The sequence below is a fragment of the Actinoplanes sp. NPDC026619 genome (assembly GCF_040638295.1).
Lineage (GTDB): Bacteria > Actinomycetota > Actinomycetes > Mycobacteriales > Micromonosporaceae > Actinoplanes.
Window position 1 is genome coordinate 173,483 of sequence record NZ_JBEZYA010000013.1, and the last position, 20,915, is coordinate 194,397.

Below are 20,915 nucleotides of genomic sequence, written 5' to 3' on the forward strand. Positions count from 1 at the left end.
GTGGAGCGGGGAGGCTACGGGCCGTGGCCACGACGGCGAATGATCGCCGAGTCGCGGAACGCCGGCCGGCACTGTGTGGAGCGGGGAGGCTACGGGCCGTGGCCACGACGGCGAATGATCGCCGAGTCGCGGAACGCCGGCCGGCACAGGGGTGGGTTCCCGCGTGATGACCGGTAATCCCTCGCCGGGCGTGCTTTACGTCCTGGTATGCGGCTCGCCCATGGCCCGCGACGTCGGCATCCTGGTCGGCCTGGCCCAGCAGGAAGGCTGGGAGGTGTGCGTGATCACGACCCCCGACGGGCGCAAGTTCGTCGACGTGGCCGCACTTCAGGCCCAGACCGGACACCCGGTCCGTACCTACTACAAAAGTCCCGGCGATCCCGACATGCTGCCCGATGCGGACGCGATGATCGTCGCGCCGGCCACGGTCAACACGGTCAACAAGTGGGCCGCCGGGATCACCGACACCCTCGTTCTCGGCCTGCTGGTCGAGGGTTACGGATATGGGGTGCCGACGGCCGTCGTCCCGTACACCAACAAGGTCATGGCCCTTCATCCTGCGCTGCATGAGAGTCTCGCCAAGCTCCGCGACTGGGGGGTGCACGTCCTGTACGGCGAGGACGTGTGCCGGCTGGGCAACCCTGGGCAGACGGATCGCTTCCGCGGGCAGTTCCCGTGGCGGCGGGCCCTGCAGGCGGTCAGCAATCCGGTGACGATGACCAGCCGAGTCGAGCCAGGCGCCGTCGGCTAGCCCGATAGAGTTGTCGGCCGTGACCGACAACGCCGCACCACCCACCGTCCTGGACGTGGTGAACGCCCTGGACCGGCGCTATCCCCGGGACTGGGCGGAGTCCTGGGACCGGGTGGGGCTGGTGCTCGGTGATCTTGACCACTCGGTGTCCCGGGTCCTCTGCGTGGTCGACTGCGTCCCCGAGACCGTCGACCAGGCTCTCGCCGAGGGCGCCGACCTGATCGTGGCGCACCACCCGTTGCTGCTGAAGCCGGTGTCGTCGATCGCCCCGGACACCTACAAGGGGCGCATCATCCACCGGCTCATCCGCGGCGACGTGGCCCTCTATGCGGCGCACACGAACGCCGATGTGGCCAACCCCGGCGTCTCCGACGCGCTCGCCCACCGGCTGGACCTGGTCGACCTGCGCCCGCTCGTTCCGGCGGCGACCGGCGGCGGGCGTGGCATCGGCCGCATCGGCGCGCTCCCCGAGCCGATGGATCTGGCCGAGTTCACCGGGTTCGCGGCGTCCCGCCTGCCGGCCACCACGGCCGGCATCCGTGCCGCCGGCGATCCCGGCCGGATCGTCCGCACCGTCGCGGTCTGCGGTGGCGCCGGCGACTCTTTCCTGGCCGATGCGACGCGAGCCGGCGTGGACGCGTACCTTTGCGCCGACCTGCGCCACCATCCCGCCAGTGAGCATCTCGCCGAGGACGGCCCCGCCCTGCTCGACGTCGCCCATTGGGCGACCGAGCGGCCATGGCTCGACGAGGTGGCTGATTGGCTGCGCGGCGAGTTCGGCGTTGCGGTCACGGTGTCCGACGTGGACACCGATCCCTGGACCGTCCATGCTTTCAGTTCCACCGAGAAGGAGAACCAGCCGTGAAGGCCAGCCCGGAAGCCCAGCGCCGCCTGCTCGACCTGCAGGCCGTCGACACCGCCCTGGCCCAGCTCGCCCACCGGCGCAAGTCGCTGCCCGAGCTCGCCGAGATCGACACCGTGTCGCGGGAGCTGTCCGCGCTGGCGGACGAGCGGGCCCGCGCGCAGGTCGCGGTCGACGACATCGACCGCGACATCACCCGCTTCGAGAAGGACATCGAGCAGGTGCGGCAGCGCAAGGAGAAGGACCAGAAGCGCCTCGACGCGGGCGGCGCGCTGCGCGAGATCGAGGGCCTGCAGCACGAGCTGGCCACCCTCAACCGGCGGCAGTCGGAGCTGGAGGACGCCGAGCTCGAGCTGATGGAGCAGAAGGAGACCGCCGAGACGACGCTGACCGAGGTCACCGCGCGGCTGGCGGCGGCCTCCTCGCGCCGGGAGGAGGCGGAACGCCGTCGCGACGAGGCGCTCACCGACATCACCAAGGAGCAGGAGTTCAAGTCGGCCAGCCGCGGCCCGCTCGCCGCCGACCTGCCGGCCGACCTGGTCACCCTCTACGACAAGATCCGCCTCGACTCGGGCCTCGGCGCCGCGCTGTTCCGCTCGGGCCGCTGCGGCGGCTGCCGCATCGAGCTGTACGGCGCCGACCTCGCCCGGGTCAAGTCGGCCGCAGCCGACGACGTGGTGCGCTGCGAGGAGTGCCGCCGCATCATGGTGCGCACGACGGAGTCCGGGCTGTGAGAGTCGCGATCGAGGCCGACGGCGGTTCCCGGGGAAACCCGGGCCCGGCCGGTTACGGCGCGGTGGTGCGGGCCCATCCCACCGGCGAGATCCTCCTCGAACGGCTCGGCTCGCTCGGCACCACGACCAACAACGTCGCCGAGTACACCGGCCTGATCGAGGGCCTGAAGGCGGCCCGGGAGCTGAACGCCACCGAGGTCGACGTCCGGATGGACTCGAAACTGGTCGTCGAGCAGATGTCCGGCCGCTGGCAGATCAAGCACCCCGGCCTGCGCCCGCTCGCCGCCACGGCGGCCGAGCTGGTCACCCACTTCGACCGGGTGACCTTCGACTGGATCCCGCGCGAACGCAACAAGGCCGCCGACGCCCTGGCCAACCGGGCCATGGACGAGGCGACCGGCAAGATCCCGCGCTCGGCCCCCGACTTCTCCGTGGCCGACCAGACGGACCCGCCGCCGGCTTCGTGGGCGCCGCCGTCCCTGGACAACGCCACCCGGATCATCCTGGTCCGGCACGGTGCGACGGCGCTGACCGCGCAGGGCCGCTATTCCGGCCGGGGCGACGTGCCGCTGTCGGACGAGGGGGAGGCCCAGGCAATGGCGGCCGGCGGCCGCGTCGCCGGCATCAGCCGCGACGTCACGGCCGTCCTGAGCTCACCCCTGGGCAGATGTACGCGTACGGCGGAGCTGATCGCCGCCGAGGTGGGCGGCGTTCCGGTGACGGTCGTCCCCGACCTGATCGAGTGCGACTTCGGCGACTGGGAGGGCCTGACCTTCGCCGAGGTGCAGAAACGCTGGCCGAACGAGATGAGCGAGTGGCTGGCCTCGGCCGCGGTGGCCCCACCGGGCGGCGAGTCGTTCCGGGCGGTGGCCAAGCGGACCCGGGGTGTCCTGGCCACCATCAAGGAGCAGTACGCGGGCGGCGTGGTGGTCGTGGTCTCGCACGTCTCCCCGATCAAGCTGATCCTGAAGGACGCGCTGGCGGCCTCGGACGCCTTCCTGCACCGGATGTTCCTGGACGCGGCCGGCGTCTCCACGATGGACATCTGGCCCGACGGAAACATCGCGGTCCGCTCCGTGAACGAGACTTCCCACCTGCGCTGAACCCCGCACTTCGGCTACCTTTATCGGGGGATTGCTGCGGATGAGGGGTAAGCCCGATGACCGAGTGCCACTCGTCGTACCCGGGCGACTTCGGCGGGTTCTTTGCGGAACGCAATCCCGACGTGCCGGAGATGTCGATCGAGTGGTCGAACGCGATGCATGCGAACGCGTCGGTGTCGAATGTCTTCTCGATCATGGACAAGGCGTACTCGTACCTTCTCGGCGGTCCGCTCTCCCGCCTTGAGCGGCACAGCGCGAGATTGACAGCGGCCGAGATCGTCCGGGGCGTGGTGGTGCGGGTCGTCGGCCACCGGATGGCGATGAGCCTGGCGCCGCTGGCAACAGCGATTCTGAGCGGTGACGACAGCATTGTCGTGAACGCGCTCGAGGACCCGACGGCAAGGGCGATGCGGGCGCCGAGGGCGGGGGTGCGCACCGACTTCGCCCGGGTCTGGCTCGGTGACGACGCACGGTTGCTGGTGGTGATCGGCCTGCTGATGCAGCCGGTGGCTCTGGCCACAGTCGACCAATTGCCCAGCGGCATCCGGGCGGGGACTCTGCGCGCCGGGGTCTGGGTCACCCACGCGGCCAACGCCCTGGTCCGGCACCGGGGGCTGCAACGGGAGCAGGCCGAGGCGACGGCCGATGCGCGATGGGGTGATTCGCCGCGGAGCCATTTCGTCATTCGTGACGATTCGGACCGGGGCGGATGGCGGCAGCGGTATCTCCTCGATGCGCTCGCGCCCGGTCCGAAGATGGACGCCCAGTCGTTCCTGCTGCACAACACGGAAGCCGCGGCCGAGCACGTCGTCGCCTTTCTGACCGATGTCATGCACGAATTCGCGCCGTACCCGCAGGCGACCGCCGCGGACCGCTGCCGGGCGATAATCGCGCGGCTCCACCTGGTCAACGCGCTGGCCTACATGGGAAATCAGCAGAACGCGGAATCGGAATACCAGGGCAGGTACGTCGAGAGCGACGTGAACTCCGGCGTCTCCGCCCGCATTCCGCTGGTCAGCGTGCAGCCGCACGACTCGGGTTTCGAGATCGTGCCGCACCCGTCCTCCGACTACGCGAAGGTCACCCGGGGCCGGCGCGGCCGGTGCCCGGGCCCCGACGCGCTGGAGCCGGTGGGCGCCGAGATCCAGGTGAGCGGCGACCTGCGTACCGCCATGACATCGATCCTCGCCGGCCGCAGCGCCGGGGCCACCCGTCTGCTCGACCGGCCGTACAGCGAACCGGACGTGATCACCGCGCTGGGCGCCGGCGTGAGTTCGTGCCTCATGCGCCGGGGTTTCGCGACCTTCGACCGGAAGGACGTGGCCGGCAATCTCGGCCCGGCGGACAGGGCGACCAGCACCGGCTCCTACGTTCTCAGCGGCCGGTGAGAACGTAGGAGCTCAGGTTGCCTTGAGGCCGCGCCGCCACGACAGCGCCTTGCGCTCGGCCACTCGCAGCAGCACGTCGGAGAGCGGGCCCAGCAGGGCGTAGACGAACAGGCCCAGCACCACCACGTCGGTCTGGCTGAACTCTCGCGCCTCCATCATCAGGAAGCCGATGCCGTTCTGGGTGTTCGTCTGCTCGCCCACGACCAGGCTCAGCCAGGCCGCGCCGATCGCCAGCCGCAGGCCCAGGAACAGGGACGGCAGCGCGCCCGGCAACACCACGTGGACGAGCCGCTGCCAGGTGCCCAGGCCGTACGTCCGGGCCAGCTCGATCAGCCGCTCGTCGATGTCCCGGATCCCGGCGTACGTGTTGAAGTAGAGCGGGAAGAAAGCGCCCAGCGCGACCAGCGTGATCTTCATCGACTCGCCGATGCCGACCCAGATGATCAGCAGCGGGACCAGCGCCAGGTGCGGCAGCATGCGGGCCATCTGCACCGGCGGGTCGATGGCGTCGTCGCCCACCCGCAGCAGGCCGGCCAGCGAGCCGAGCACCAGGGCGAGGACGCCGCCGATCAGCAGGCCGATGGCCGCCCTGGTCAGCGAGTCGAGCAGGTGGTGGCCGAGGGTGCCGTCGGCGGTCAGCCGCCAGCCCGTCTGCAGGACCGTGCTGGGCGCGGGCAGCTTGTCCGGCGAGATCAGCCCCGCGCGGGAGGCGATCTCCCAGAGCGCGACGATCAGCACCGGGCTGACCGCGCGCCGCCACCGCCGTTTCTTGGCCCGGACCGGCGCGGCGGCCGTCTTCTCCGTCTCGGCCGGCGCCGCCACCAGCGTCATTGCACCGCTCCGGTGAAGCGCGGATCGATCAGCGCCGACACGTCGACCTTGACCGGAATCAGTTCGAGCTGGGTGAAGCCGTCGGCGATGCCCTGCAGCTCGGTGCCGATCTCGCCGGTCAGCGGGGCGACCGGTTGCGCGGCGCGGGCCAGGGCACGCTTGGTCCTCGGCTCGTCGATCTTCAATTCCGGGGCCAGGACCTTGGCGCGTTCGTCCGGGTTGGCGATCCCCCAGGCCGTCGTTTTCTCGTACGTCGTCAGAAAGCTCTTGATCTGCTCGGTCTTCTTGTCGGCCGCATCCGAGGAGACCAAAACGTACTCCCGATTGTTCGCGACGCCGGTCGCGTCCGCGAGAATCTGCACGTCCGGGCTCTCGGCGAGCGCAAAATAGGGATCCCAGATGATCCACGCGTCGACCTGGTCGTTGTCGAAAGCGGGCCGTCCCTCGGCCGGCTTCAGATATTTGACATTGATGTCGGTCAGTGTCATGTGATTGGCCTCGAGCAGGCGAACCAGCAGCCAGTGCACGTTGGAGCCCTTGTTCAGCGCGACCGTCTTGCCCTTGAGGTCGGCGAAGCTCTTGAAGCCCCGGCTCTTCTTGACCAGCACCGCCTCGCTCTTGGGCGACGGCGCCCCGACGGCGGCAATCTTGAACGGCGTCCTGGCCGCCGCCGCGAAGATCGGCGGCGCCTCCCCGGTCTGCCCGATGTCGATCGCGCCGGCCTTGATCGCCTCGGTGAGCGCCGGCCCGCTCTCGAACAGCGACCAGGTCACGCCGGGCGCGTCGTTGCGGGCTTTGAGCAGGCTCAATCCACCGAAACGCTGGTAACCGACGCGCAGGGTGCCGCCACCGGCGGCGTTTTCATCATCCTTGCCGCACCCGCTGAGCGCGGCGGCTGCGGCAAGCGTCAGGACAGCTGCGATGGCGAGAGTACGGCGCATGCGGCGCAGTCTATATAGTCGATAGGAAATATGGGTAGGGTCTGAGAAGTGCCGCCCGCAGGCCGATATCGCCCGTTCGGTGGTCGCCGCCGCGCCGCAATCGGTGCAGTGTGGACGTTGTGTCCCGGATCTTCATCTCGCACGCCGACCGAGACCTGGCGTGGGCGGAGTGGGCCCGCTGGCACCTGGAGGCAGCCGGCTACCCGACCGAGATAGGCAGCATCGACTGGCTCGTCGGGACCAACCGCATCGAGGCGATGAACGCGGCACTGGCCCCGGAGAACCCGATGCTGGTTCTGCTGTCGACCGCCTATCTCGACTCCGACCGGCTCGCCACGGCTGAGTGGACAGCCCGGCTGGCCCAGCGGCGCAGCGACCCGAACGCGAAGCTGATCCCCCTGCGAATCGACAGTGTCGACCTGCACGCCGGGATCTGGGCCCCGATCCTCGTGCCCGACTTGTTCGGTCTCGCACCGGATCAGGCCGGGAAGATTCTGGTCGACGCGGTCCGGACGGTGATCGACCCGGCCGCAGGCAGGGCCGGAACGATCACGAGACCGGGTTACCCCGGTGCTCCGGCCGCAACGGCGGCGGACACCGGGCCGCGTCCGCCAGGATCTCTGCCCCGGGTATGGAATCTGGCGCGACGAAATCTGGCCTTCACCGGACGCGACGCCATGCTCAACAGCCTGCACGACACGCTGCGCTCGGGTCAGCGGGCGGCGGTTCAGGCCCTGCACGGCATGGGCGGAGTCGGCAAGACCCAGCTGGCCATCGAATACGCGCACCGCTTCGCCGGCGAATATGACCTGGTCTGGTGGGTGCCGTCCGAGCAGCCCGAGTTGATCGGTGATCATCTCGTCACCCTCGCGGTCGAGATGGGCTTGGTGCCAGGCGGAACCCCGACCCCGGACGCAGTGAAACAGCTCCATGCCCACCTGCGTGGCCATTCGCGCTGGTTGCTGATCTTCGACAACGCCGGGAGCCGCGATGACCTCACTCCGAGCCTTCCGGACGGACCCGGACACCTGATCATCACCAGTCGCAACCCCGCCTGGATCGGCGTCGCGCAGTCGGTCGACGTGGATGTGTTCGCTCGCAGCGAGTCGACCGATCTGCTCCGCACCCACCGGCCGAGCCTCGGAGCGGACGAAGCGGAAGATCTCGCGGAGGCCCTCGGTGACCTGCCGTTGGCTATCGAACAGGCCGCTGGACTTCTAGCCGAGACCCGCCTCAGCCCCGCCGTCTTCCTGGCGGAACTCCAGACCCACGCCGCCGAGCTTCTGCGTGATGGACGGTCTCCGACCGGTTATCCGCGAGCGGGCCAGAGAGGTTCACATGGACAATCTTGCCCGCCGCCGACGGGTACTCGGAAACGATCACCCTCACACGATCATCTCCGCCGAGCACGTCCGAGTGCTGACGGAAGCCCAGGAGTAAGGCGCGTTTACCTGGTAAGTGACTTCAGAGCGCGGTCCAGGGTGGCGAACACCGTGTCGGTGCCGCCTTTCTCCCAGTGGGGGAGCGGGTCGGGCTGGCCGGGGGCCGGGGACCACAGCCACCACACGTTCTGCCACGGGTCGAGCATGCGGCCCAGCGTCGTCTCGCCGTAGAACGGCGTCGGCTCGGTGATCGTGGTGGCGCCTCGCTCGGCCGCCCGTTTCAGGAGTGAGGCCACGTCCCGGACCCACACCTGAAGCAGGGCCGGCCGGGACGGCCAGCCCTCCAGGCGGTCGGCGAACATCAGGTCGACCGTGCCCATCCGGACCTGGGCGTGGATCAGCTTGCCCTCCGGCAGTGGGGTGCGGGCCTCGGCCACCTCCTCGACGCCGAAGACCTCGGACACGAACGTGACGAGGCCGGCGGCGTCGTCGACGATCACGAACGGGTTGAGCGTGGCCCCGCCGGTGGGGGCCGATTCCAGGATCTCGGAGGTCATACCCCGATCCTGGCAGCGATTCCGGTCAGTTTCCGACCGTTGAAGGCATTGCCCTACTCCCACGTGGACGTTTAGCTTCCTCAATCAGGAAACTTTGTTTACAGCCCTGGAGGGCTTATGCGTTCACTTACTCGCCGTCTGGTGGCGGCGGCGGCCGCGACCGTGACGCTCGTGGCGGCTGCGCCCGGTGCGGCGCAGGCGCACGATGCGCACGGCAGCAAATACGTCAAGGTCGGGTACTTCACCCAGTGGGGCATCTACGGGCGGGGCTTTCCGCTGGCCAAGGTGCAGAACTCCGGCGCCGCGGCGAAGCTGACCCACCTCAACTACGCGTTCGGGCCGGTCACGGCGGCCGGGGTCTGCGACTCCGCCGACCCGTGGGCGGACTGGGGGACGTCCTTCTCCGACGCCAACAGCGTGGACGGCGTCGGCGACGTGGCGGGGCAGCCACTCGCCGGGAACCTCCACCAGCTCGCCGAGCTCAAGGCCAAGAACCCGAAGCTGCGGGTGCTGATCTCGCTCGGCGGGTGGAGCGGATCGGCGTACTTCTCGGATGCGGCCCTGACCGACGCCTCGCGCAAGAAGCTCGTCAGCTCTTGCGTTGATCTTTGGCTCAAGGGCAATCTGCCGGGGCTGCCGGCCGGTGTCGCCGCGGGGATCTTCGACGGCGTCGATCTGGACTGGGAATGGCCGGGGTCGGAGGGCAACGCCGGCAACGTGATCCGGCCGGCGGACAAGCAGAACTTCACGCTGCTCGCCGCCGAGTTCCGGGCGCAGCTCGACAAGCTCGGCAAGAGCACGCGCGAGCACTACGACCTGACCGCGTTCCTGCCCGCCGCGCCCGCGAAGATCGACGCCGGGTTCGAGGGCCGGAAGATCTTCAATTACCTCGACTTCGGAACGGTGCAGGGGTACGACTTCCACGGCTCGTGGGAGCCGCGGGCGAACCAGCAGTCGTCGATCTTCGTGCCGAAGGGGGCGCCGGACAACCCGGACTTCTCGGCGGACAACGCGATCAACGCCTGGACCAAGGCGGGTGCGCCGAAGAGCAAGCTCGTCCTCGGCCTTCCCTACTACAGCCAGGGCTGGACCGGGATCACCGGCGGCGGGAACGGCCGGTTCGCCACCGCGACCGGGGCGGCGAAGGGCCTCTACGCCGACGGGACCGAGGACTACAAGACGGTCAAGACGCTGCCCGGGTTCAAGGTCTACCGGGACTGGGCGGCCGGCAACTCGTGGCTGTTCGACGGCACCACGTTCTGGACCTATGACGACCCGGCGCAGATGCTGCAGAAGACGCTCTACATCCGGGCGAAAGGCCTGGGCGGGGCGATGATGTGGTCGCTGGACGGCGACGACGACAACGCGTCGCTGACCAAGGCGGTCTCGTTCGGCCTGAGCTGATTGTTACGCGGGCGTGGCGGAGCCGTTAAGCGCACCGCCTCGCCCGTTCGGCGCACGGTGATCGACTGACTCCGGCCCGCATCGTTAGCTTCGGTGTGGACTCTGAGACAAACGAGGAGGTGTGCTGATGGCCGAGCCTGACGCCCCGGCGGAGACACCCACGACGGCGGCCCGCAGCGACCGCAGTCCGTGGAATTGGCTGCTCGTCATCCCGATCGTCGTGCCCCTGCTGACCCCGCTGTTCAATCACGACTCACCGCGGCTGTGGGGCTTCCCGTCGTTCTACTGGCTCCAGTTCCTGTTCATCCTTCTCGGCGTGGCCACCACCGGCATCGTCTACCGGATGACCAGGCGGTGATCCGATGAGCGAGCGTAGCGAGCGAATCAGCAAGCTCAGTGCGGAATTTGCTCTTGGCAGCTCGGAGCGAAGCGAGGAGCTGGCATGAGCGACCACATCACCGAGATTGTCGTCTTCACCATTCTGTTCCTGCTGGTCAGCGGCATCGGCTTCGTGGCGGCGCGATGGCGGGCCCCGAAGGACATGGCGCACCTCGACGAGTGGGGGCTGGGCGGCCGCAGCTTCGGCGGCTGGATCACCTGGTTCCTGGTCGGCGGTGACCTCTACACGGCGTACACCTTCGTTGCCGTGCCCGCTCTGATCTTCGGGGCCGGCGCCGCCGGCTTCTTCGCGGTGCCCTACACCATCGTCATTTATCCGCTCTTCTTCCTGATCCTGATCCGGCTCTGGTCGGTGTCGCACCGGCACGGCTTCGTCACGCCGGCCGATTTCGTGCGCAGTCGCTTCGACTCGCCCACGCTGGCGCTGCTGATCGCGATCACCGGAATCGTCGCGACCATGCCGTACATCGCGTTGCAGTTGGTCGGCATCGAGGCGGTGCTCAAGACGATGGGCGTGACCGGCGACAGCGCGATCGCCCGGCACACGCCGATCATCATCGCGTTCGCCATTCTCGCGGCCTACACCTATCAGTCGGGGCTGCGCGCGCCCGCGCTGATCGCGTTCGTCAAAGACACGCTCATCTACATCGTCATCATCGTTGCCGTCATCTACCTGCCCCTGAAGCTGGGCGGCTGGGGTGGCATCTTCGACGCGGCCGACAAGAAATTCCAGGCTTCCGCGGCGCCGGGCGACGGCATTCTGCTCAACGCCAACAATCAGATCCAATACATCACGCTGGCGCTCGGCTCGGCATTGGCGTTGTTCCTCTATCCACACAGCATCACCGGTGTGCTGGCCAGCAAGAACCGCAATGTCATCAAACGGAACATGTCGGCGCTGCCCGCCTACAGCTTCCTGCTCGGATTGCTGGCGCTGCTCGGCTATGCGGCCATTGCGGCCGGTGTGAAGCCGCTGCCCGGCGCCAAAGCGGGATCAGTGGACAGCAACACGGTCGTGCCGTTGCTGTTCGACCAGAAATTCCCGGCCTGGTTCGCCGGCATCGCCTTCGCCGCGATCGGCATCGGCGCGCTCGTCCCGGCCGCCATCATGTCGATCGCCGCGGCCAACCTCTTCACCCGCAACATCTACAAGGAATACCTGAAGCGCGACGCCACCAACGCCCAGGAAGCGCAGGTCTCGAAAATCGCCTCGCTGGTCGTCAAGGTCGGCGCGGTCGCCTTCATCGTCTTCCTCGACCCGCAATTCTCCATCGACCTGCAACTCATCGGCGGCGTCATCATCCTGCAGACCGCGCCCGCCGTCGCGCTCGGCCTCTACACCCGCTGGCTGCACCGCAACGCGCTGATCGCCGGCTGGGCGGCCGGCATGATCCTCGCCTTCTGGATGCTCTGGCAGATTCCGAACGTGGCCACCAAACGGGCGCACTTCGGCGGTTCCGCGTTCTCGTTGTCGGAGTTCGGTTTCGACACCACGAAGACCATCTACGTCGGTTTCGTCGCGGTGGCGGTCAACCTGCTGGTCGCGGTTCTGGTCACGCTTCTGCTGCGCCGGATGAAGACCCCGGAGGGCGTGGACGGAACCACCCCGGACGACTATTTCGCCGACGAGGGCGACCCTCGCATCGAGAAAGGCAAGACGACGGTCGACACGGTTTCGTCGACCTGAGCCTGACCCGCTCCCGGGTCAGAGAACGCCGTACCTCACCGGTGCGGCGTTCTCGCCTTTCTCACGCTTTTTTATGAGTACGGGGCCGGTGGCCGGCCAACCGCAATACCGCGAACCCGCCCCGGGGACCGGCTCGGCGCGCCACAAGGCCGTCCCCGGCCACCGGCCGGAGCGGGGCCTCACGGGTTTGGCCGCGCGCACCCGGGCGAAGTCATGCCGACGAAACTACCAGGGCGCCCACTCCCGCTCGGGCCTGCACGTCGACCCCGGCCGCGCCGTCCTGCCAGCCGTTCGCGGTGAAGCTCTGCCCGGCCGCGATGCCCTGATGGGTCTGCCCGTCCAGGACGACCTGGCCGGCGCCCGAGCCGACCTGCACCCGGGTCGGAGTGCCGGCGGCCAGCCGCACCTGGAACTGGTCGACCCCGCCGGTCATCGCCACCGCGACCGGCCGGGACGGCTTCGGCAGGGCGATGTCGATGCGGCTCGAACCCCCGGCCAGCAGTACGCCGTCGGCCGCGCCGCCGCTGAGGTCGATCGAGGTGTCCCGGGTGCCGCCGTCGAGCCGCACCGTCCAGCCCACGCCGGTGTTGAGCACGACGTCGATGACCCCGGAACCGGGGTCGGGGTCGGACGTGAGGTGCAGCCGCACGGCGCCGCTGTCGCGGTCGACGTGCGGAACGAGCCCGCTGCCGTCGGGCGCGCTGATCCGGTAGAGGTCGCCGCCGAGATCGCCGGCCCGCACGTGGACCGAGGTGGCGCCGTCGAGCAGCTCGAACGTGGCGTTCTTCTCCCCGGACATCGAGCCGGTCACGGTGGACGAGCCCCGGCCGGAGTCGCTGACCCCGATCAGGATCGCGGCCAGGCCGACGACGAGCACCGCGGCCAGGGCGATGACCAGGATCAGCGCGGGCCGGGACATCCGGCGAGTCAGTGCGTTCACGAGCATGGAAGTTCCCCGATGGCGCTTGCGCTACACCCGGGTGCGCATGTGCTCCTCGAGCGCCTCCGTGAACCGCTCGAGGGTGCCGGCCAGCTCCTGCTTCTCCTGGTCGGAGTAGCCGGTGAGCATCTTCCCGTACAAAATCTTGCGGGCCTGACGCACCCGCTCGACCTCGGTCAGGCCGAGCGGCGTCGCCGCGATGACCGTGCCCCGGCCGTCTTTCGGATCACGCGCCCGCTCGACGAGGCCGTCCTTCTCCAGCGCGGTGACCTGCCGGGTGACGGTGGAGCCGTCGAGGTTGAGCGCCGCGGCGAGGACCGACACGTTGAGCGGGCCATCCTGCTCGAGCCGGCGCAGGATCACATAGGCCGCCCGGTCGAGGGCACGGTGCGGCTGCACCCCGGTGGAGCGGCGGGTCGCCTCGCCGAGCCGCATCAGCATCGCCACCTGCGTCTCGATCCGGCCCAGCACGACGTCGTCATCCATAACTGTATGTTACAGGGAATTCGACTTCGGTCGAAGCACAGTCGCGCCGAGCCCCATGATCATGACCAAGCCCACGATCACGACGAACGAGACGGTCAGGCTCGACACGTGCGCGATGCCGCCGATCACGCCGGGGGCGATCAGACCACTACCGTACGCGATACCGGCAACCCCGGCGATGTTGCGGCCGGGATGGCCGGGGAGCCGGCCGGCCGCCGCGAACACCAGCGGCACCACCACCGCGATGCCGATGCCGAGCAGACCGAACCCGGCGATCACCAGCGGCGCCGGTTTCGCCAGCACCACGGTCAGAGCGCCCAGCGTGGCCAGCACCCCGGAGAGCCGGACGGCGTTGACCGGCCCGAGCCGGCGCACCGCCCAGTCGCCGCCGAACCGGGCCGCCGCCATGCAGACCGAGAAGATCGAGACGGTCGCCGCGGCGGTCGAGGCCGGGCTGTGCAACAGGTCGCGCACGTAGACCGCCGACCAGTCGAGGCTGGCCCCCTCGGCGAAGACCGCGCACAACCCGATCAGGCCGATCGGCAGCACCACCCGCGACGGCAGCGCGAAGGCGGGCGGCTCGTCCATCGTCGGCTCGGGCCGGTGCGACAACAGCCAGAACGAAACAGCAACGGCGGCCACGACGAGTACGGCGGAGGTCAGCACGAAGTGCAGGGGCGCGCCCAGTCCGGCGCGGGCCGCGAGCGCGCCGCCGGCCGACCCGGCCAGTCCGCCGACGCTCCACCAGCCGTGGAAGCCCGACATCACCGACCGCTCGTAACGCTCCTCGACGACCACGGCGTGCGCGTTCATCGCCACGTCGGCCAGCCCCGCGGTGGCGCCGTAGACCACCAGCGTCACGCACAGCAGCGGCAGGGACGTCGGCAGCGCCGGTAGCATCAGGGCCGCGGCCCAGCAGACGATCAGCACCCGGATGAGCATGCGCAGGTCGAAGTGGTGCGCGAGCCGCCCCGAGATCGGCATCGCGAGCAGCGCGCCGACCCCCGGCATCAGCAGCGCGATGCCCAGGCCGCCGGCGCCGGCCCCCACGTGATCGGCCACCCACGGGACACGCGACGCGAATGTCCCGGTCACGGCCCCGTGGACAGCGAAGATCGTGGAAGTGGCGAACCGCGCCCGGCGCAGGGCAGGGGCGGGCCGGAGGGCGGAGACGGCCATGGAACCGACGCTAGACGAATCCCGACCAGTTGGTAAGTATTTACGGGTGGGCTATGCGAAGGGCCGCGCCAAGCGGCGGGACATCCTGGATCAGGCGACCGCGCTGTTCGGCGAGGCCGGTTACCGGGGCACGTCGCTGCGCGAGATCGCCGCCCGCTGCGGCATCTCCCATCCTGGCCTGCTGCACCACTTCCCGACCAAACAATCTCTGCTGCTGGCCGTGCTCGAGCACCGCGACGAGGTCGACTCGGTGTGGATCACGCAGGGCAGCCCGGCCGGCGCCGCCGCCCTGCGCCGGCTGGTGGACCTGGTCGCCCTGAACGCGACCCGCCGCGGCATCGTCGAGCTGTTCACCACCCTGTCGGCGGAGGCCACGGCGGCCGACCACCCGGCACACGCCTACTTCGTCGAGCGTTACCGGGCGCTGGTGCACGATCTGCGGACGGCCTACACCGAGGCGCGCGACGCCGGCGACCTGCGGCCCGGCGTGGATCCGGCGCTGGCGGCCCGCGAACTGGTCGCCCTGATGGACGGCCTGCAGATCCAGTGGCTGCTCGACGACACCTCGGTGGACATGGCCGCCGCCATCGCCGTGCACCTGCAGACCCAGCTGACGCGTTAGGTTTCGTCCTACAGCAGGGCGACCAGCTTTGTCCCCGGTGGGAAGAGCCGGCCGATAAGAATCGCGTACATCATCTTGCCCTCGTAGACCGGATCCAGCGCGATCCCGTGCTGCTTCTCGAAGTCGTCGACGAAACTGGTGAGGGTCGCGTCCCGCTTCCCGAAACCGCCGAAGTGGAAGCGGTTGTCGATCGTCCAATTGCCGGTCCGGTGGCCGAACTCGGCTTGCAACTCGTCGACCGCCGTCGCGAGGAAATCACCCTTCAAGGCCGAGAATCCGACGGCCCGCTGATGCGGCTTCAGCGCCGTGGCGACGCCGGCCAGCGTGGCGCCGGTGCCGCTCGAACAGCACAGGACGTCGAAGTCCTGGTCGATCTCGGCGACCAGCTCGGCGCAGCCCTTCAAGGCGTGGCTGTTCGCGCCACCCTCCGGGATCAGGAAGAAATCGCCGTACGTCTCCCGGAGTTGCTGTTCCAGCTCGGCCTTCCGGCGGTACGACGCCCGATCCACATACGTGAGCCGCATGCCGAGAGCGGCGGCCCGCGCCAGCACCGGATTGAGCGGCTGGTGCTCCTCGCCCCGGACGACGCCGATCGTGTCGAGGCCGAAATGGTGGCCGGCCGCCGCCGTCGCCCGCAGGTGATTGGAGAACGCGCCGCCGAACGTCAGCAGCGTCGACCGGCCCGCCGATTTCGCCGCCGCCACGTTGTATTTCAGCTTGCGCCACTTGTTGCCCGGGAAATCCGGGTGGATCAGGTCGTCCCGCTTGAGGAAGAGACCCTCCTCCAGCCGTTCCAGCGGCGACGGCAGCCTCCATTGCACGACCTCACGTTATCCCCGTCGCCGCGTCGGCGATCAGTTCCGAGACGGTCACGAACTCGAAACCGCGCGCCTTGAGCCCCGCGACCAGGTCCTGCAACGCCCCCAGGGCCACCAGCCGCCGTTTGTCCCCGACGTCGTGCGCCAGCACGATCGACCCCGCCCGTGCCGTCTCCACGAGGTCCCGGGCCTGCCCCGCGGAATCGTCGACGAACTGCCGCTCGTGCATCTGCCGGTCCCAGAGGACCAGGTCGTACCCCATCGAGTCGGCCGCCAGCACGGTCGAGCCGCCGAGATGCCCGAACGGCGGGCGCATGATGGTCGGCGTACGCCCAAGCTTGTTCTGAATCATCGCGTGCGTGCGCCGGAGGTCGTCCTGAATGCTCGCCAGGTCCATGGTGGCCAGATCCCGGTGCGCCCAGGAATGGTTGCCGATCTCGTGCCCGTCGAGCCGGTCCTTCACCAGATCGGCGTGATCCCGGACGTTCCGCCCCACCATGAAGAAGGTGGCCTTCACGCCCACGTCCTCCAGCGCGTCGAGAAACAGCGGTGTGTAGCGGGGCGCCGGCCCGTCATCGAAGGTGAGCGCGACAAGCGGCCGCGACGTCTCCACGAAATACCGCACATTGACCGACGACCGCCCGACCGCCCCCTGGTTGTCGGCGGCAGCCGCATAACCCCCGCTGAGCGGCGGATGGTCCCACCCGCACCACCGCGGAACCTCGGACGCCCCGACGGCCCCCACCGCCGCCCCCACCACCGCAAGCCCCGCTCCGCGGAAAAGCCCCCGCCGACTTATTCGTCCCATGCTTCCGCGCCGCCCCCGTGTGATGCGCCCGCACTCCACGAACGCGAACACCACGGTGTCCGATCAATGCAAGCCGAGCTATCCCGCGCAGGTCGGAAACACCACCGCCGCACCTCGGCCGAAAGTTGGGGAGAGCTTGTCGAGGGCGGCTACGGTGCCGGGCGACGACTCGCAAAGGGGGCGGACCGATGGCGCGGCCGTGGTGGATCCGCTGCGCCGCGCCCGTTGCCGTTGCCGTCCTGCTCACCGGTTGCCGGGAGGAGGTCGCCGGCAACGAAGCGATACCGCCGGCCAAGGGCGAGAGCCTCGGCGAGATGCGCCGGCAGGCGAACGAGATCCTGGCAAGGTACGCCGCCGGCGTGCAGCCGCCATCCTGGGACGCCGCGAACCCACCGGCCGGTCTGTCGATCGACGCCGCCGAGGGAACCGAGACCGCCACCACACTGACGGTCGCCTTCACCGGCTCCCGCGACCCGGCAACCGAGCCGTGCGGCGCCGACTACTACGCCGAAGCGGTCGAATCCGACCGCGCCGTGGTCGTCGTCGTCATCGCCCAGCCGCACGCGGCCGGCGAGATCTGCCCCATGGTCGGCTTCCCACGCACCGCCGCAGCAAAGCTGGCCAACCCTCTCGGCAAACGCACAATCCTGGAAGCGCGGCAGGGCCAGCCCATCCCGCTGACCCCACACCGGCTATGACCTTGAGGCGACGGACGAGTCGGCCTGTACGCCGGATTCTGTGGCCGGTGACCGAAGTCGCCGGTGGCGGTCATCCATCTCGGCCCACCGTTGCCGGTGGGCTCTTGCGGCCTACCCGCAGGCTCGGGCGAGCAGCCCTCGAACGCCTGCGCCAGCCGCCTTTCGGCGGCCTTTCTTGGCCTTGCTCCGGGTGGGGTTTACCGAGCCACCCCGGTCACCCGGGGTGCTGGTGAGCTCTTACCTCACCGTTTCACCCTTACCGACCGTTGCCGGTCGGCGGTCTGTTCTCTGTGGCACTTTCCCGCGGGTCACCCCGGGTTGCCGTTAACAACCACCCTGCTCTGCGGAGTCCGGACGTTCCTCGGTGACGCCACTAGGGCGCCGACGCGACCGCCCAGCCGACTCGTCCGTCACCAGAATCTTACGGGCGGCGGGGAGCGGCACGTAGATTCGGGGTCGCCATGGATGTCACACACGTACTTCTGCTGATCGTTGCCGGTGTCGCCGCCGGTGGGGTCAACGCTATTGCCGGTGGCGGGTCGCTGATCACGTTCCCGAGCCTGATCGCGACGGGGCTGCCGAGCGTCGATGCGAACGTGACCAACTCGGTGTCGGTGTTCCCGGGTTACGTGTCGAGCGTTTTCGGCAGTCGCGCCGACCTGGCGGGGCAGGGGCAGCGGGTGCGGCGGATCCTGCCGGCCAGCGTGGCCGGGTCGGTCGTCGGGTGTGCGCTGCTGCTGGTGACGCCGGCCCGGGCGTTCGAGTTCATCGCGCCGTTCCTGGTGCTCGCGGCGGCGGCGACGCTGGCGTTCCAGGAGCGGCTGCGCGGGCTGGTCGGTCAGCCCCGGCACATGCCGGCCCGGCGGGCGGCGATCACCCTGCAGGCCGTGGTGTTCGTGGGGGCGATCTACGGCGGTTACTTCGGTGCGGCGCTCGGGGTGATGTATGTGGCGGCGCTCGCGCTGATCCTGGATGAGCCGCTGAACCGGATCAACGCGCTGAAGAACACCCTGTCGGCGACGGTGGGCCTGGTCACGGTGGTCGTCTTCGGGGTCTTCGGGCCGGTGCACTGGGGGGCGGTGCTGACGCTGGCGCCGGCCACTATCGCCGGTGGCTACGCAGGGGCGCGGCTCGCCCGCCGCATCCCGGCCCGCGTCCTCAAGGCCGTCATCGTGACGTTCGGCACGGTGATCGGCCTGGTCCTGCTATACAAAGCCCTCCGATAGCGGTGATCGGCCTGGTCCTGCTATACGAAGCCCTCCGATAGGGAGGTGTTCGCGCCGCACAGCAGCACGACCACCCGCTCGTCGGGGGCGGGCAGATAGGCGCCCGAGGTGATGGCCGCGTGCGCCGCCGCGGTGCCGTGCTCGACGGCCAGCCGGTAGTCGTCCCACAGCCGGCGGCGGGCGTCGATGATCGCCTTGTCGTCCACCAGCACCGACGCGATCCCGGCGTCGGCCGCGAGGTCGTAGGCGATCTGGCCGGCCCGCCGTGCGCCGAGCGAGTCGGCCGCCACCCCGGAGACCGGCACGTCGACCGGGCCGCCGTGGCGCAGCGCCTCGTGCAGCGCCGCCGACGTGGTCGGCTCGACCGCGATCACCCGGGCGTGGTCGCGGACCGCGGCGATGACCCCGGCGATCAGCCCGCCGCCGCCGACCGCCACGAGCACGGTGTCGAAGCCGTCCGGGAGCTGGGCCGAGAGCTCCAGGCCGAGCGTGCCGTTGCCGGCCACCATGTCGGGGTCGTCGTAGGCGTGGCAGAAACGGGCCCCGGTCTCGGCCGAGCGCACGACCGCGGCCGCGGCTGCCTCCGCGTACTCCCGGCCGACCTGCACCACCCGGGCGCCGTACTTGCGCAGCTTCGCCACCTTGACCGCGGGCGCGGTCTCCGGCACGTAGACCTCGGCGGGGACGCCGAGCTCGCGTGCCGCGTACGCCGCCGCGAGGCCCGCGTTGCCGCCGGACGCCGCGACGATGCCGGCGGCCGGCAGTTCGCCGCGGTCGGCGGCGGCGAGGACCTGGTTGAACATGCCGCGGGTCTTGAAGCTGCCGGCATGCTGCGTCTGCTCGAGCTTGAACCAGAGTTGCCGGTCGGCCCGCATGACCGGGGTGCGCCGCACCCGATCGCCGATCCGTTCCGCCGCCGCCGAGACCTCAACCAGAGAAATCATCAGCGAACTCTAGGCGATGCTCCAGGTCACCCGGCGAGATGTGACCGGTGAGCGGTCGCTCACCAGGCGGGCGATGTCGAGCAGGCGGTTGGAGAAGCCCCACTCGTTGTCGAACCAGCCGCGCACCTTCACGCCGCCGTCCGCGGTGGTCTGCGTGCCGGACGGGTCGAACAGGCAGGACGCCGGGTTGTTCTTGACGTCGATGGAGACGGTCGGGTCGGGGTCGTAGGCGAGGATGCCGCGCAGCGGGCCGCCGGCCGCCTCGGCCATCGCCCGGTTGACCTCCTCGACGCTGACCGGCCGGTCGGTCTGGCCGGAGATCTCGGCGAGCGAGCCGATCGGGGTGGGCACGCAGTAGTAGCTGTAACGCATCTCGCCGATCTCCGGCAGCACCACCCGCACCAGGTCACCGACCACGTAGTTGTGCGGGATGATGCTCTCGCCGGTGGCCCGGCCGAGCCGCGGGTCGTCGCGCGAGGTGCCGACCACCGAGTCCTGTGCCCGCTGCCAGCCCTGGGTGGCCAGCACCACCGACGTGTGCACCGAGCGCAGCCCGAACCGGTCGAGCAGCACCTTGGCCATGATGGTGAGCGCGTTGACGCCGCACGAGCCGGGGGAGACCACGTCGTGCCGGCCGGGGTCGTAGGTGTGGTGGTTGGCGCCGTAGACCAGGAACGCGTCCGGGTTGTCGGCCGACGCGCTGATCACGACCTTGCGGGCGCCGCCGTGGGTGATGTGGGTGCGGGCCGTGGTGCCGGCCCGGAACTTGCCGGTGGCCTCGATGACCACGTCGACGCCGGCGTCCGCCCAGGGGATTCGCTCGGGTTGTGCGTGATGGAACACACGGATCGCATGGTCATTGACGACCAGGTGATCGGCGCGCGCGGTGACGGTGCCGGGAAATGCGCCACGAATGCTGTCGCGGCGGAGTCCGTAGGCCATTTTCTCGGTCGACGCGAGGTCGTTGACGGCCGCAATGGAGATTCCGGAATCACCCGCTCCCGCGACTATCCGCGTGATGCTTCGGCCGATCCGCCCCAATCCGTTGATGCCGATCGTGACTGTCATCGAGACTCCTTGGCCGCTCGTGATCCTCATTGCTGTGCGCCGTCGGACAGGCTCCGGCCACCCGGAATCAACCCGCCGTCACGCCCC

General features: G+C 69.5%; 21 protein-coding genes, 1 other RNA gene and 1 pseudogene. 12 read left to right on the forward strand and 11 right to left on the reverse strand.

The genetic code is table 11. From position 1 onward, the window contains the following. The first annotated feature begins 166 nt into the window (after positions 1–166). The 5 genes from AB0E90_RS27085 to AB0E90_RS27105 are packed head-to-tail and all read left to right on the forward strand — an operon-like array spanning position 167 to position 4,838. Positions 167–751 (forward strand): flavoprotein, encoded by a 585-nt coding sequence (locus AB0E90_RS27085; RefSeq protein ID WP_360411360.1) that lies wholly within the window; start codon positions 167–169, stop codon positions 749–751. Between the two features lie 19 nt (positions 752–770). Next, entirely contained in the window at positions 771–1,616 is an 846-nt protein-coding gene (locus AB0E90_RS27090) for a Nif3-like dinuclear metal center hexameric protein (RefSeq protein ID WP_360411363.1), read from the forward strand. Beyond that, a complete protein-coding gene (locus tag AB0E90_RS27095; protein ID WP_360411366.1) occupies positions 1,613–2,347 on the forward strand; it encodes a C4-type zinc ribbon domain-containing protein in 735 nt (244 codons plus the stop codon). The genes AB0E90_RS27090 and AB0E90_RS27095 overlap by 4 nt, the downstream gene beginning before the upstream one ends. Further along, positions 2,344–3,450: a bifunctional RNase H/acid phosphatase gene (locus AB0E90_RS27100; RefSeq protein ID WP_360411369.1), complete on the forward strand. Its 1,107-nt coding sequence runs from the start codon at positions 2,344–2,346 to the stop codon at positions 3,448–3,450. Before AB0E90_RS27095 ends, AB0E90_RS27100 begins: the two co-directional genes overlap by 4 nt. 56 nt (positions 3,451–3,506) lie before the next feature. Continuing rightward, complete coding sequence (locus AB0E90_RS27105) at positions 3,507–4,838, forward strand: hypothetical protein (protein ID WP_360411372.1); 1,332 nt, start codon at positions 3,507–3,509, stop codon at positions 4,836–4,838. Positions 4,839–4,850: 12 nt separating this feature from the next. On the opposite strand, the gene AB0E90_RS27110 is transcribed toward AB0E90_RS27105, so the two are convergent. Next, complete coding sequence (locus tag AB0E90_RS27110; protein ID WP_360411375.1) at positions 4,851–5,669, reverse strand: ABC transporter permease; 819 nt, start codon at positions 5,667–5,669, stop codon at positions 4,851–4,853. Further along, positions 5,666–6,610, reverse strand: a complete 945-nt coding sequence (locus tag AB0E90_RS27115; RefSeq protein WP_360411378.1) for an aliphatic sulfonate ABC transporter substrate-binding protein — start codon at positions 6,608–6,610, stop codon at positions 5,666–5,668. Before AB0E90_RS27115 ends, AB0E90_RS27110 begins: the two co-directional genes overlap by 4 nt. 119 nt (positions 6,611–6,729) lie before the next feature. Here AB0E90_RS27115 and AB0E90_RS27120 point away from each other — a divergent pair, with 119 nt between their 5' ends. Continuing rightward, positions 6,730–8,223 carry a TIR domain-containing protein gene (locus tag AB0E90_RS27120; RefSeq protein ID WP_360411381.1) on the forward strand — a complete coding sequence of 498 codons (1,494 nt, stop codon included), beginning with the start codon at positions 6,730–6,732 and terminating at the stop codon, positions 8,221–8,223. A 2-nt stretch (positions 8,224–8,225) separates the two neighbouring features. Here AB0E90_RS27120 and AB0E90_RS27125 read toward each other — a convergent pair. Then, positions 8,226–8,549, reverse strand: a pseudogene (locus AB0E90_RS27125) (VOC family protein); the annotation flags it as partial. A 117-nt stretch (positions 8,550–8,666) separates the two neighbouring features. Here AB0E90_RS27125 and AB0E90_RS27130 point away from each other — a divergent pair. The 3 genes from AB0E90_RS27130 to mctP all read left to right on the forward strand — a co-directional run bounded on the left by AB0E90_RS27130 (position 8,667) and on the right by mctP (position 12,039). Continuing rightward, entirely contained in the window at positions 8,667–9,953 is a 1,287-nt protein-coding gene (locus AB0E90_RS27130) for a glycoside hydrolase family 18 protein (RefSeq protein ID WP_360411384.1), read from the forward strand. A gap of 127 nt (positions 9,954–10,080) precedes the next feature. Beyond that, positions 10,081–10,311 (forward strand): DUF3311 domain-containing protein, encoded by a 231-nt coding sequence (locus tag AB0E90_RS27135; protein ID WP_360411387.1) that lies wholly within the window; start codon positions 10,081–10,083, stop codon positions 10,309–10,311. Positions 10,312–10,395: 84 nt separating this feature from the next. Continuing rightward, on the forward strand, positions 10,396–12,039 hold the full coding sequence (mctP, locus tag AB0E90_RS27140; RefSeq protein ID WP_360411390.1) for a monocarboxylate uptake permease MctP: 1,644 nt from the start codon (positions 10,396–10,398) through the stop codon (positions 12,037–12,039). A gap of 211 nt (positions 12,040–12,250) precedes the next feature. On the opposite strand, the gene AB0E90_RS27145 is transcribed toward mctP, so the two are convergent. From AB0E90_RS27145 to AB0E90_RS27155, 3 genes are read right to left on the reverse strand one after another with little or no spacing between them, the layout of a single operon-like run. Continuing rightward, positions 12,251–12,985 carry a hypothetical protein gene (locus AB0E90_RS27145; RefSeq protein WP_360411393.1) on the reverse strand — a complete coding sequence of 245 codons (735 nt, stop codon included), beginning with the start codon at positions 12,983–12,985 and terminating at the stop codon, positions 12,251–12,253. Positions 12,986–13,009: 24 nt separating this feature from the next. After that, positions 13,010–13,465 (reverse strand): MarR family transcriptional regulator, encoded by a 456-nt coding sequence (locus AB0E90_RS27150; protein WP_360411396.1) that lies wholly within the window; start codon positions 13,463–13,465, stop codon positions 13,010–13,012. A gap of 9 nt (positions 13,466–13,474) precedes the next feature. After that, complete coding sequence (locus tag AB0E90_RS27155; protein ID WP_360411399.1) at positions 13,475–14,644, reverse strand: MFS transporter; 1,170 nt, start codon at positions 14,642–14,644, stop codon at positions 13,475–13,477. A 46-nt stretch (positions 14,645–14,690) separates the two neighbouring features. On the opposite strand from AB0E90_RS27155, the gene AB0E90_RS27160 reads away from it, so the two are divergent. Next, positions 14,691–15,266, forward strand: coding sequence for a TetR/AcrR family transcriptional regulator (locus tag AB0E90_RS27160; RefSeq protein WP_360411402.1), 576 nt, complete (start codon positions 14,691–14,693; stop codon positions 15,264–15,266). A gap of 8 nt (positions 15,267–15,274) precedes the next feature. Here the strand turns inward: AB0E90_RS27160 and AB0E90_RS27165 are convergent, their stop codons facing one another. Beyond that, positions 15,275–16,087, reverse strand: coding sequence for a pyridoxal-phosphate dependent enzyme (locus AB0E90_RS27165; protein WP_360411405.1), 813 nt, complete (start codon positions 16,085–16,087; stop codon positions 15,275–15,277). Between the two features lie 4 nt (positions 16,088–16,091). After that, positions 16,092–16,943: a polysaccharide deacetylase family protein gene (locus AB0E90_RS27170; protein WP_360411408.1), complete on the reverse strand. Its 852-nt coding sequence runs from the start codon at positions 16,941–16,943 to the stop codon at positions 16,092–16,094. A 137-nt stretch (positions 16,944–17,080) separates the two neighbouring features. On the opposite strand from AB0E90_RS27170, the gene AB0E90_RS27175 reads away from it, so the two are divergent. Further along, a complete protein-coding gene (locus AB0E90_RS27175; protein WP_360411411.1) occupies positions 17,081–17,590 on the forward strand; it encodes a hypothetical protein in 510 nt (169 codons plus the stop codon). An 11-nt stretch (positions 17,591–17,601) separates the two neighbouring features. On the opposite strand, the gene rnpB is transcribed toward AB0E90_RS27175, so the two are convergent. Continuing rightward, an RNA gene (gene rnpB, locus AB0E90_RS27180) (RNase P RNA component class A) lies at positions 17,602–17,996 on the reverse strand. A 55-nt stretch (positions 17,997–18,051) separates the two neighbouring features. On the opposite strand from rnpB, the gene AB0E90_RS27185 reads away from it, so the two are divergent. After that, positions 18,052–18,816 (forward strand): sulfite exporter TauE/SafE family protein, encoded by a 765-nt coding sequence (locus tag AB0E90_RS27185; RefSeq protein WP_360411414.1) that lies wholly within the window; start codon positions 18,052–18,054, stop codon positions 18,814–18,816. A 20-nt stretch (positions 18,817–18,836) separates the two neighbouring features. Here AB0E90_RS27185 and AB0E90_RS27190 read toward each other — a convergent pair whose 3' ends face one another. Together AB0E90_RS27190 and AB0E90_RS27195 are read right to left on the reverse strand one after the other, a co-directional pair. After that, the gene (locus AB0E90_RS27190; RefSeq protein ID WP_360411417.1) at positions 18,837–19,760 is read right to left on the reverse strand and encodes a threonine/serine dehydratase; all 924 of its coding nucleotides are present in this window, start codon (positions 19,758–19,760) and stop codon (positions 18,837–18,839) included. 9 nt (positions 19,761–19,769) lie between these two features. After that, positions 19,770–20,828 carry a type I glyceraldehyde-3-phosphate dehydrogenase gene (locus tag AB0E90_RS27195; RefSeq protein WP_360411420.1) on the reverse strand — a complete coding sequence of 353 codons (1,059 nt, stop codon included), beginning with the start codon at positions 20,826–20,828 and terminating at the stop codon, positions 19,770–19,772. Positions 20,829–20,915 lie beyond the last annotated feature (87 nt).